The organism is Mycobacterium sp. OAE908, assembly GCF_017872775.1.
Lineage (GTDB): Bacteria > Actinomycetota > Actinomycetes > Mycobacteriales > Mycobacteriaceae > Mycobacterium.
On the sequence record NZ_JAGGJL010000001.1, the window covers coordinates 2,105,107 to 2,116,624 of the forward strand.

Below are 11,518 nucleotides of genomic sequence, written 5' to 3' on the forward strand. Positions count from 1 at the left end.
CATGCAGATTCGCGAACACGCCGCGGCCAGCCCCGACAAGCCCGCGATCATCATCCATCCGTCGGGGACGGTCGTGACGTTCGCCGAGCTGGAGGCTCGCGCCAATCGCCTCGCCCACTTCTTTCGCAACCACCGCCTGCGCGAGGGTGACGCCGTCGCGATCATCATGGAGAACAACGAGCACTTCCACGCCGTCGCGTGGGCTGCTCGCCGTTGCGGTCTGTACTACGTCCCGATCAACACCCACCTGACCGCCGCCGAGGCCGCCTACATCATCGACAACAGCGGCGCCAAGGCCGTCGTCGGATCGGCCGCATTGCGCAAGACGTGCGAGAACCTCCAAGAGCACACCGTGCCCCAGCTGCGCATCATCGCCGACGATGACCTCGACGGCTGGCACCGTTATCCCGAATGTGCTGCGGATCAACCGGATACGCCCATCGACGACGAAATCGAAGGCGACCTTCTCCAGTACTCGTCGGGTACCACCGGCCGCCCGAAGGGCATCAAGCGCGCATTACCGCACCTGCCGCCTGCCGAGGTCCCCGGCTTGATGTCGGTGTTGGTCAGCTTCTGGCTGGAACCCGAGGCCATCTACCTCAGCCCCGCCCCGCTCTACCACACTGCACCGTCGGTCTGGTCCATGCAGATTCAGAGCGCAGGCATCACGACGGTGGTGCTGGAGAAGTTCGACGCCGAGGGTTGCCTCGACGCGATTCAGCGTCACCGGGTCACGCACGGTCAGTTCGTCCCGGTGATGTTCACCCGGATGCTGAAACTGCCTGAGGCCGTTCGTGATAAGTACGACTTGTCCAGCCTGAAGCGGGTGATGCACGCCGCCGCGCCGTGTCCCGTCGAGATCAAGAAGCAGATGATCGATTGGTGGGGCCCGATCGTCGACGAGTACTACGCGTCCTCCGAGGCCATCGGCTCGACGCTGATCACCGCCGATGACTGGTTGGCACACCCCGGTTCGGTCGGCAAGCCGATGGTGGGCGAGTTGCACATTCTCGACGAGGACGGCAACGAACTGCCGCCGGGCCAGGCGGGCGAGATCTACTTCGCGGGCGGCTTCGACTTCGAATACCTCAACGATCCGGAGAAGACCGCCAAGTCACGCGACAAGCACGGCTGGAAAACCGTCGGCGACATCGGTTATCTCGACGAAGAGGGTTACCTCTATCTGACCGATCGGCGCCACCACATGATCATTTCCGGCGGCGTGAACATCTACCCCCAAGAGGCCGAGAACATGTTGGTGACGCATCCCAAGGTGATGGACGCCGCGGTGTTCGGCATCCCGGACGACGAAATGGGCCAGGCCGTCAAGGGCGTCGTGCAGACGGTCGACCCGGCCGATGCCACCGACGAGTTCGGCGACGAACTGCTGGGCTGGCTGCGGGATCGGTTGGCGCACTACAAGTGTCCGCGGTCGATTTCGTTCGAGGCGCAGCTGCCACGCACCGATACCGGCAAGCTCTACAAGCAGGGACTGATAGACAAGTATTCGTGACGGAGCTCGCGGGCGGTGTTGTCGTCGCCGTCGGATCCCCCTCCGACGACGTGACTTTCACGCTGACCGAAGACGACACCGACGACCGCCGCGCCATCACCGTTGCATCGGTGCCCGCTGCACTCGCCGAACTCGCCGAACGATGTGAACGCTGGCCGCAGGCCACCGCCGTCTGCGACGATGTGCTCCGGTCGATCGACCCGAAAGGCCCCACCCGCGCAGGCGTCGTCACCGAATCACTGGCCTACTCGACCCTGCAGTCGGGACCGGAATTCGCCCGCTGGCTCGCCGAGCGCGGACCCGCCGCCGTCCCGATGATCGCCGATCCCGTCCAGGCCGACCGCGCCGGCGACTGTCTGCACGTCCGCTTCAACCGGCCGCAACGGCACAACGCGTTCTCCACCGATATGCGCGCGGCGCTGCTCGAAAAGCTCGACGTCGCGCGACTCGACCCTTCGATCACCGAACTGGTGCTGACCGGCAACGGCCCGTCGTTCTGCAGCGGCGGCGACCTCGCCGAATTCGGCACCTTCACCGATCCCGCCAGCGCCCATCTGGCCCGCACCCGCCACTCGCCCGCATTGGTGCTCGACGAAATCACCGCCCGCCTCGGCCGCAACTGCCGCGCCGACGTGCACGGCCAGGTGCTCGGCAGCGGACTCGAGATGGCCGCCTACTGCGGCAGCGTGCGCGCCCATCCCGACGCCGTGCTCGGCCTGCCCGAACTCAGCCTCGGCCTGATCCCCGGCGCCGGCGGCACCGTCAGCATCACCCGTCGCATCGGGCGCTGGCGCACCGCATATCTGGTGTTGTCCGGCCGGACGATCGACACCGCCACGGCCCTGCGCTGGGGTCTCATCGACGAAGTCCAGTGACTTCGGCCTGATTCGTAACGCTTAGTGGCAGGCGCTCAACCCGACCTGCGCAGCGTCACCCTGTAGGTGTACTGCTCGGGCAGAAAGTGGCTGACCGACAACTCGACCGGGCTGCCGCCGGCATCCGTGTACAGGCGGTCCACCCGCAGCATCGGATGACCCGGCTCGCAGCCAACGGCGGCGGCGACGACATCATCGGCCGGAGCCACCGTAATCGATTGTGCCGCTTCGGCAATGGGCTCGGAGAGGTGCGGCTCCAGCAAGCCGATGACCGTGTGCGTGCCGACCGCGCCGTCGGTGAGCGTGGCCTGTATCGGTTGGGCCGCCGACGGGGCCAGGTGCACGGTCGTCGAAACGAACGGAACGCCGTCGTGCAGTCGGCGGAACACCACTGTGTAGACGACGTCGTCGTCCAGCCTCAGCCGGCTCGCCGCGTCGACGTCGACCCGGCGGCGCAGCCCCGACAGCACTTCCATCGTCGTGTCGTCGGACAGGCTCATCAGGTCCTCGATCGACCCGAGTTGGCGTAAGTACCGCCCTGGCTCGCTGGCGTAGGTGCCGCGGCCGGGCACCCGGTACACCGCACCCTCGGCTACCAGGTCCTGAAACGCGCGTCGCACAGTCTGACGCGACAACCCATGGCGCGCAACGAGTTCGGACTCGGTCGGCAGCCGCGCACCGTCGCTGTACTGACCAGCTGCGATCTCGTCACGCAACTGTTCGCGCAAAACCTGGTAGGCGGGCTTCATCACATGCCCCCGCGGGCCACCAACTGACTGGCTATCACATTGCGCTGGATCTCGTTGGTGCCTTCGCCGACGATCATCAGCGGCGCGTCGCGGAAGTAGCGTTCGACGTCGAACTCGGTGGAATAGCCGTAGCCGCCGTGGATTCGCACCGCGTTCAACGCGATCTCCATCGCCACCTCGGAGGCGAAGAGCTTGGCCATCCCGGCTTCCATATCCGCGCGCTCACCCGCGTCGTACCGGTCGGCGGCGTAGAACGTGAGCTGGCGCGCCGCCGTCAGCTTGGTGGCCATGTCAGCCAAGTAGTGGCCGACGGCCTGATGCTTCCAGATCGGCTGGCCGAAGCTCTCGCGGTCCTGCGCATAGCGCAGCGCATCCTCGAGCGCCGCCGTCGCCACGCCCAGCGCCCGCGAGGCCACCTGAATACGCCCTGTCTCAAGGCCTTTCATCATCTGCGCAAAGCCCTTACCGGGCTCACCGCCGAGGATCGCCGACGCCTGCACGCGGCAGTCGTCGAACGTGAGCTCGCAGGACTCGACACCCTTGTACCCGAGCTTCGGCAGATCACGGGACACGGTCAGACCCTCGCCGTGCTCGACGAGCACCACCGAAATCCCTTTGTGCGCAGGCTCGGCCGCGGGATCGGTCTTGCACAGCAGGGCGATCAGAGCCGATCGGCGTGCGTTGCTGATCCATGTCTTGGACCCGTTGATCACCAGTTCGTCGCCGGACGCAATCGCGGTCGTCTTCATGTTCTGCAGATCCGAGCCGCCGCCCGGCTCGGTGAGCGCCATCGTGGCGCGCACCTCGCCGGTCGCCATCGCCGGCAGGTACTTGCGCTTCTGTTCCTCGGTGCCGAACAGGCTCAGCAGTTTGGCGACGACGGTGTGCCCGCCCATCGCGCCTGCCAGGCTCATCCAGCCGCGCGACAGCTCCTGGGTGACCTCCACATAGCAGCGGGTCGACACCGGCGAGCCGCCATACTCCTCGGGCACTGCCAGGCCGTAGATGCCGATGCGCTTCATCTGCTCGATCCACGCCTCGGGGTACTCGTTGGCATGCTCGACGTCGCGGACGGTCGGCTTCACATCCCGGTCGACAAATGCCCGCACCGTCTCGACCAGCAGGATCTCTTCTTCGGTCATCATATGTACGGCCATATTGACACTTTGTGCGGCCCAATGGCAACATCGGCGGCTGTGAGCGGTCCATACTTCGACGACCTGGAGGTGGGCCAGGTCTTCGACTCGGCGCCCTCGATGACTTTGACCGAGGGCGCCGCGGGCGCGCACCAGGCGATCATCGGCGATAGGCTGCGCCTCGCGCTTGATGCGCAGTTGGCGTACGCCGTGACGGGCGCGACGTCGGCGCTGGCCCACCCCGCCCTGGTCTGCGACGTGGCGATCGGGCAGAGCACGCTGGCCACGCTGCGGGTCAAGGCGAATCTGTTCTACCGTGGCCTGGCGTTTCACCGGTTTCCCGTGCTCGGAGACAGCCTGTTCACCCGCACAGAAGTCGTGGGGCTGAAGCAGAACTCGGCAAAGCCCGGCCGCGCGCCGACGGGCCTTGCGGCGCTGCGGATGACGACCGTCGACCAGATCGGCCGGCTGGTACTGGACTTTTACCGCTGCGCGATGCTGCCGCTGAGCGCCGACCGCGAGACCGGTCACAACGACAACCTGGCCAACATCGGGGCCGACCTCGCGTCCCCGCCCGATCCGACCGCCGACTGGAACGCCGGCGCCTTCCGGGAGAAGGTGCCGGGTGCCCACTTCGACCCAGGCCTCGCAGGTGCTGTCATGCAGAGCACCGCCGACGTAGTAACCAGCGCGCCGGAGCTCGCCAGGCTGACGCTCAATGTCGCTGCAACACACCATGATTGGCGCGTCGGCGGTCAGCGGCTGGTGTACGGCGGGCACACCATTGGATTGGCCTTGGCGCAGGCCTCACGGCTGCTGCCCAACCTCGTGACCGTCCTCGGCTGGGAGTCCTGCGACCACACCGGGCCAGTCCACGAGGGCGACACACTGCACAGCGAACTCCACGTCGAGGCGGCGGATCCGTTGCCTGACGGCCGCGGGGAAGTGCTGAAGCTGAGGTCGCAGGTGTTCGCGGTCGGCGAGCCGGACCGCAAAGTGCTCGACTGGCGGTTCACGGCGCTGCAGTTCTGAGCGGTTTCGGGCGCGCTTATCCACGCTCAGCGACGGTAACCGCGCCGAAATCGCACAATGTTCCTATGAGGATGCCCGTCGCTGTGCTCTCCCGGGCACAGGCGGCTGCCGACGCATTCCAACGGCTGACCGGTGTCGCAGTCGACGCCGAGGAACTGCTCGCGGGCCGCGCTGCTCTGCTCGGGCTGTCACCCCACGGCCGGCTCTCCGCGGGGGGTGCCACCCGGCTGATGCCCAGCCGCGACGGATGGTGTGCGCTCACGTTGTCACGGCAAGACGACCTCGACGCCCTACCCGCGCTGACCGAATACGAGACAACAGGCGATCCGTGGCCGGCCGTTGAGCGGTGGGTGGCCGAACGTGCCTGCACCGACGTGACCGAGCGGGCCCGGCTGCTCGGCCTTCCGGTCGCAGCCCTCGGCGAAACAGCCGCCGCGCCACCACGAATCACCAACCTGGGCGCCGCCGCCCCGCGTGAGGTCAGCGGAATTTTGGTCGTCGACCTGTCGTCGATGTGGGCCGGTCCGCTGTGCGGTCAGCTGCTCAGCCGAGCGGGGGCCACCGTCGTCAAGGTCGAGACCCGGACCAGACCCGACGGCACCCGCGCAGGACCCTCGACGTTCTTCGACTGGATGAACAACGGAAAGCTCTCGTACACAGTCGATTTCGACGAGCCGACGGGCCTGCGACAGCTCCTCGACGCTGCCGACGTCGTCATCGAATCATCACGCCCGGCCGCCCTCGCACGCCGCGGGCTCGGCCCAGTGCCGCGTGACGGCCAGGTGTGGTTGCGCATCACGGGGCATGGCACCGAAGGGGAGCGGGCGAACTGGGTGGCGTTCGGCGACGACGCCGCGGTGTCGGGCGGCCTGGTCGGCGACACCGAAAGCGGACCGGTGTTCTGTGGCGATGCGGTGGCCGACCCGCTGACGGGACTGCACGCCGCGCTCGCTGCGGCGGACTCGCTGAGCCGCGGTGGCGGTCAACTGATCGAACTGTCGATGGCAGCCGTCGCCGCAACCTATGCCGCCGACGATCGCACCGCCGAAACAGATTGCGCCGCAACGCCACAACTTCCTAGCGCAGGCCCGGCGCTAGGCGCAGACAATGCGTTCGTCGAACAACGGCTGGTCGCTTCATGCTGATTCGACGCGCCACGCTGCTCGACGGCACGATCACCGACATCCGGTTCGACGAACACATCACCGACGTCGGCGAGCTCGAACCCGAGAAGGGCGAGGAGGTTTTCGACGCCGCAGGCGCAACCGTGATCCCCGGCCTGCACGACCACCACGTCCACCTTCGCTCGGCCGCTGCGGCGCTGACCTCGGCGCGGGTCGGGCCTGCCGAAGTTCGGGGCCGCGACGACCTGGCTCGCGCGCTCGCTCACGCTCCCGTCGGCAGCGACGGGTGGATAAGAGCCGTCGGCTATCACGAGGCCGTCGCCGGTCCGCTCGACCGCCGCGTGCTCGATGAGGTGTCACCGCCGCTGCCGGTCCGGGTGCAGCACCGCAGCGGTGTGCTGTGGACGCTGAACTCGGCGGCACTGGCAAGGGTGGGGCTGGCCAAGCACCCTGACGGGCGGCTGCCCAGCGCCGACCACAGTTGGTCGGACACGTTGCAGCGCAACGAAAGCGGGCTGGCCGAGGTCAGCCGACGGCTCAGCGAGCACGGTGTCACCAGTGTCACCGACGCCACCCCGGACTTCGAAGTCAGCGACATCGTCAAACTGATGCAGGCCCACCGGCACGGCGAGCTTCGCCAGCGCGTGCACTGCCTGGCGCCCGGCAAGCGCATCCTGCACGACACCGACCTCAACCTCGACGAACTCACCGGGTGGATCTCCGGACGGCACGCAGAAGACGCTCCTGTCGCAGTCCATTGCGTGACGGCGGCCCAACTCGTCGTGACCCTGTCGGCGTTGCGCGAGGCGGGCACCCATCCGCAGGACCGCATCGAGCACGCCGCCGTGGTGCCCGACGACGCCCTCGCCGACCTCAAGAGCCTCGGTGTCACCGTTGTGACCCAGCCCAACTTCGTCGCGGAGCGCGGCGACCAATACCTCACCGACGTCGCCGCCGACGAACACCACGAACTGTGGCGGCTTGCCTCACTGTTGAAGGCCGGCGTGAAAGTCGCCCTGTCCACTGACATGCCGTTCGGCGATGGTGACCCGTGGGCGACCATGCGGGCTGCCGTCCACAGGACCACAGCGGGCGGCGCAGTACTCGGCGCCGACGAATGTGTCTCCGCGCGTGCGGCTTTGACGATGTTCTTCGGCACGTCGGGCGCGCCTGACGAGCCACGAGCCCTGGCGAAGGGGCAGCCGGGTGACGTTACGCTGTTGACCGCGCCGCCCGATGAGGTGCTCAGCGAATTGGACTCGCACATGGTCGCCGCGACCATCGTCGCGGGCCGCGTCGTCTTCGAACGCTGAGCATCCGCGATTACGCCGCCGCGGGCGCGAACGCCTTTCGCAGCAGCTCGCACTGGCTCTTGAAGAACGACTGGGACACATCGGCTTTCGGCACGATGCCGTCGAAGCCGTGAAAGGCCCCCTGGACGACCTCGACCTCGCACTGAACACCGGCGGCCTCGAGTCGCTCGGCATACGCCAGGTCCTCGTCGTGAAACAGATCCAACGTGCCGACACCGAGCCACGCCTTCGGCAATCCGCTCAGGTCTTCGCGGCGCGCGGGCACCGCGACCGTCGGATCCGCCCCACCGAGGTAAGCCGACCAGCCGTACTTGTTGCTGGATTGGTTCCACAGCCGCAGCCCGGGATTGTCCAAGTGCCTGCCCACCGTGCGGTCGTCGAGCATCGGATAAACCAATAGCTGTGCGGTAAGGGGGATTTCGCCGCGGTCGCGGACGAGTAGCGCCAGCGCAGCGGCCAGGCCACCGCCTGCGCTCGCCCCGCCGATGGCGACGCGCCCCGGGTCGACCGACGGCAGGCGAACCAGCCACTGCAACGCCGAATAGCAGTCCTCGAGCGGAATTGGGTACGGATGATCGGGCGCCAGCCGGTAATCCACCGAGGCGACGACCGCCCCGAGTTCGCGCGCGTACCGGCGACACAGTGCATCGTCCTGCGCCGCGGCCCCGATCACGTACCCGCCGCCGTGGATCCACAACAGCGCGGGGACCGGGCCCGTCACCCCAGTGGGGCGGAACAGTCGGATCCCGACGCCCGACGACAGCGTCAGCACCTCGATGTCGCTCGGCGGGGGTCGGCGCCACAGCAGGCGCTCCGCTGCTCGTAGGAACGGCACCGTGGCGGGCGTGACGATCTGCTTGGGCAGATAGCGGGCGACGCTACGCAGATCGGGATGGAATTCGGGGAGCGGCACGCGATAAGTATTACCAGCTGCGCGTATCCGTAAAAATCTTCGTTCTTGTGATGAGGTTTCGTATTTTGGCTCGCAGTGGTTTGCTGAATGCGATAATTTACGCAATGGTCACTGTTGTAGGCCGTTCGTACGAGTCGAACGCGATAGCCGACTTTTTGCAGTCAGTCGGCACGCAACCCTCCGCCCTGCTCATCGAGGGGGAAGCGGGGGTCGGTAAGTCCACCCTGTGGCTCGCTGCACTCGAGAAGGCGGGCGATCGTGACTTCCACACACTGTCGGCGGGGGCTTCGCAGGCGGAGTCTGCGCTGGAGTACGGCACAGTGGCCGACCTGTTCGCCGGAATCGCTCCCGAGCTTTTCAACGGGTTGCCCGATGTTCAGAAGGCGGCGATCGACCGCGTGTTGCTCCGGGCAGACAGTGAACCAACGGCTGGTGATTGGCAGCTGGCATCCCGGGGGTTGACTTTCATTATTCGGCGGCTCAGCAAGAGTGCGCCGGTGCTAGTCGCTGTCGATGATGTGCATTGGCTGGATCACAGCAGTCGAGCGGTGATCGACGACATGGCTTGGCGGCTTCCGCCCCGTGCGGCACTGCTGGTGACGGCGCGGTGTGAGGCGGGTGGCGCGAGTGCGACGCCCTGGCTCGAGGTAGCGCTGTCCAATCGGTTGACCCGCCTCAGGGTCGATCCGATGTGCATGAGCGATTTGCACAAACTGCTTTTCGCGCGGTTGGGCAAGCCGGTGGCCCGGCCGACAATGCGCCGAATCGCGAAGACCTCGGCCGGAAACCCGTTCTATGCCTTGGAGTTGGCGCGCGCCGGGGCCTGTGGACCAAATGACGGTAAGCACAGCCTCCCGCACAGTCTGGCCAATCTCGTCCGCGAACGTATCGGCGGCCTCAGCCCGGATGCCCGCGAAGTTCTGTTGGCGGCTGCATGCGTCGCAGATCCGACTGTGGAGGCACTGGCGCGGGCAACCGGTAAATCCGTCGAGCGCACCGTCGAACTGCTCGGCCATGCGGAACGCCAGAGAATCGTCGCGATCCACGGCAACCACGTGCGTTTCACCCATCCGCTGTTGGCCAGGGGCGTTTACACCAGCAACCCACCGGCGCAGCGTCGGCGGATTCACAGCCCGCTGGCCGATACCCTGACTCAGCCCGAACTGAAGGCCAGGCATCTCGCGCTGGCCGCGTCGAGTCACGATCCTGAACTGCTGCGCGCGCTGGACGGGGCGGCGGACGCCGCGCGTGCGAGGGGAGCGCCTGCTGATGCCGCCGAATTACTTGACCTGGCAATAAAACTCGGTGGTGACACCCCAGCTCGTCGGACGCGTTCCGCGGAGAACCATCTGCGATCAGGGGATCCAATGAGGGCGGCCGACCTGCTCGCGCCAACCATCGACCAACTACCGGCCGGTCCCGAGCGTGCCGGCGCGCTGAATCTGCTTGCCGGAGCGCACATGTTGCGCAGCGGCACGCGCGAGGCGACGGACCTCCTGACCCGCGCAGCCGACGATTCGGCTGACAACCCGCGCACCATGATCCAGACGCTGCTGGCACTCGCCTTTACGCAGAGCATCGCAGGTGACTACGACAAGGCGGTGCAAATCGCCAGGCGTGCGGTCGAGGAAGCCGAGAAACTCGGTGTGCCTGCCTTGCAGAGTCAGGCGCTCGCGAACTATGTGACGATTAATGCCTTAGACGGCAACGGGATTGACGAGTCGGCGCTCGACCGGGCGCTCGATCTGGCGGACCCGGACCTTGACGTCTCCATCGTGTTTCACGCAAGTGCCGCCAGGGCCCAGGCGCTGGCCTGGACCGGCCGGCTCGACGAGGCCCGCGCCGAACTACACGAACTGCGGACGCACTGCGTCGAAGAGGGTGCCGACAGCGACTTGCTCTTTGTTTCGGTGCACACCGCCATGGTGGAAATCTGGCACGGGCGATTCGCCGATGCCACGCTGGCTGCCGACGAAGCCGTTCAACTTGCCGAACAGGTCGGGGGTGAGCACTTGGTGTCCATCGCCAAGACGATGCGCGCCGCCGCCGCCGCTTTCGCCGGTCGGGAGGACGACGCTCGCTCCGACATCGCCGACGCGATGGCGGCCGTCGACAAGTGCGGAATGCACGGGCTGGCGTACGGGCCCGCAGCCGTCCAGGGGTTCCTGGAGGTCTCGCTGGGCAACTATGCGGCAGCGGCAACGGCGCTGGAGCACCGCTGTAGGGAATTCCCCGACATGCCAGGCACCGAAATCGTCACTGCCGGTTTCATTCCCGACGCTGTGGAGGCTCTGGTCGCACTCGGCCAGTGCGACAAAGCCGAACCGATGATCAAAGCGCTGGAACACAACGGACGGTTGTTCAACCGACCCTGGATGCTGGCAATCGGCACACGATGCCGGGCCATGGCGCTGGACGCCCAGGGTGAAATGGAGGTAGCCGAACGGCTTTTGCATGAGGCGCTGGTCCTACACGGCGCCCTGCCGATGCCGTTCGAGCGAGCACGCACGCAGTTGTTCCTCGGCCAGCTGCAGCGCAGGCGGAGGCTGACGACCACGGCCGCGGCAACGATTGCCCAGGCGCTGCTGGCATTCGAGAACATGGGCAGTGATTTGTGGGCCGAACGTGCGCGCGCCGAACTGGAGCGCACCCGCACCAGCCGGACGCAAGGCAACGGTCTTACCCCATCGGAGAGGCGTGTCGCGGAACTAGTGGTGACCGGCCTGACTTCAGCCGATGTGGCTGCGCGGCTCGGCATCAGCGGCAAGGGGGTCGAGGCCAGCCTGAGTCGGATCTACCGCAAACTGGACATCCACTCGCGCGCCGAACTCAGCCGATTCATGGCCGAGCCGGCCTAAAGCTG

The 11,518-nt window shown here is 66.8% G+C and carries 9 protein-coding genes; 6 read left to right on the forward strand and 3 right to left on the reverse strand.

Annotated features, from left to right (window positions below; all coding sequences use genetic code 11):
- The first annotated feature begins 1 nt into the window (after position 1).
- On the forward strand, positions 2–1,513 hold the full coding sequence (fadD4, locus tag J3E61_RS10360; RefSeq protein ID WP_210083486.1) for a fatty-acid--CoA ligase FadD4: 1,512 nt from the start codon (positions 2–4) through the stop codon (positions 1,511–1,513).
- On the forward strand, positions 1,510–2,388 hold the full coding sequence (locus tag J3E61_RS10365; RefSeq protein ID WP_210083487.1) for an enoyl-CoA hydratase/isomerase family protein: 879 nt from the start codon (positions 1,510–1,512) through the stop codon (positions 2,386–2,388). Before fadD4 ends, J3E61_RS10365 begins: the two co-directional genes overlap by 4 nt.
- 35 nt (positions 2,389–2,423) lie before the next feature.
- On the opposite strand, the gene J3E61_RS10370 is transcribed toward J3E61_RS10365, so the two are convergent.
- Both J3E61_RS10370 and J3E61_RS10375 read right to left on the reverse strand, forming a co-directional pair.
- Entirely contained in the window at positions 2,424–3,137 is a 714-nt protein-coding gene (locus J3E61_RS10370) for a GntR family transcriptional regulator (protein WP_210083488.1), read from the reverse strand.
- Complete coding sequence (locus J3E61_RS10375; RefSeq protein ID WP_210083489.1) at positions 3,137–4,294, reverse strand: acyl-CoA dehydrogenase family protein; 1,158 nt, start codon at positions 4,292–4,294, stop codon at positions 3,137–3,139. Before J3E61_RS10375 ends, J3E61_RS10370 begins: the two co-directional genes overlap by 1 nt.
- A gap of 21 nt (positions 4,295–4,315) precedes the next feature.
- Here J3E61_RS10375 and J3E61_RS10380 point away from each other — a divergent pair, with 21 nt between their 5' ends.
- The 3 genes from J3E61_RS10380 (at position 4,316) to J3E61_RS10390 (ending at position 7,742) form a co-directional block, all read left to right on the forward strand.
- Positions 4,316–5,305 carry an acyl dehydratase gene (locus tag J3E61_RS10380; RefSeq protein WP_210083490.1) on the forward strand — a complete coding sequence of 330 codons (990 nt, stop codon included), beginning with the start codon at positions 4,316–4,318 and terminating at the stop codon, positions 5,303–5,305.
- 65 nt (positions 5,306–5,370) lie between these two features.
- Positions 5,371–6,450: a CoA transferase gene (locus tag J3E61_RS10385; RefSeq protein WP_210083491.1), complete on the forward strand. Its 1,080-nt coding sequence runs from the start codon at positions 5,371–5,373 to the stop codon at positions 6,448–6,450.
- Complete coding sequence (locus J3E61_RS10390) at positions 6,444–7,742, forward strand: amidohydrolase family protein (protein ID WP_210083492.1); 1,299 nt, start codon at positions 6,444–6,446, stop codon at positions 7,740–7,742. Before J3E61_RS10385 ends, J3E61_RS10390 begins: the two co-directional genes overlap by 7 nt.
- A gap of 10 nt (positions 7,743–7,752) precedes the next feature.
- Here J3E61_RS10390 and J3E61_RS10395 read toward each other — a convergent pair whose 3' ends face one another.
- A complete protein-coding gene (locus J3E61_RS10395) occupies positions 7,753–8,655 on the reverse strand; it encodes an alpha/beta hydrolase (protein WP_210083493.1) in 903 nt (300 codons plus the stop codon).
- A gap of 104 nt (positions 8,656–8,759) precedes the next feature.
- On the opposite strand from J3E61_RS10395, the gene J3E61_RS10400 reads away from it, so the two are divergent.
- Positions 8,760–11,513, forward strand: a complete 2,754-nt coding sequence (locus tag J3E61_RS10400; protein WP_210083494.1) for an AAA family ATPase — start codon at positions 8,760–8,762, stop codon at positions 11,511–11,513.
- Positions 11,514–11,518 lie beyond the last annotated feature (5 nt).

Bases quoted from the DNA above. Each gene is read 5' to 3' on its own strand.
- fadD4 (WP_210083486.1), top strand. From the start codon at position 2: ATGCAGATTCGCGAACACGCCGCGGCCAGCCCCGACAAGCCCGCGATC.
- J3E61_RS10370 (WP_210083488.1), bottom strand. From the start codon at position 3,137: ATGAAGCCCGCCTACCAGGTTTTGCGCGAACAGTTGCGTGACGAGATC.
- J3E61_RS10375 (WP_210083489.1), bottom strand. From the start codon at position 4,294: ATGGCCGTACATATGATGACCGAAGAAGAGATCCTGCTGGTCGAGACG.
- J3E61_RS10380 (WP_210083490.1), top strand. From the start codon at position 4,316: ATGGCAACATCGGCGGCTGTGAGCGGTCCATACTTCGACGACCTGGAG.
- J3E61_RS10385 (WP_210083491.1), top strand. From the start codon at position 5,371: ATGAGGATGCCCGTCGCTGTGCTCTCCCGGGCACAGGCGGCTGCCGAC.
- J3E61_RS10390 (WP_210083492.1), top strand. From the start codon at position 6,444: ATGCTGATTCGACGCGCCACGCTGCTCGACGGCACGATCACCGACATC.
- J3E61_RS10400 (WP_210083494.1), top strand. From the start codon at position 8,760: ATGGTCACTGTTGTAGGCCGTTCGTACGAGTCGAACGCGATAGCCGAC.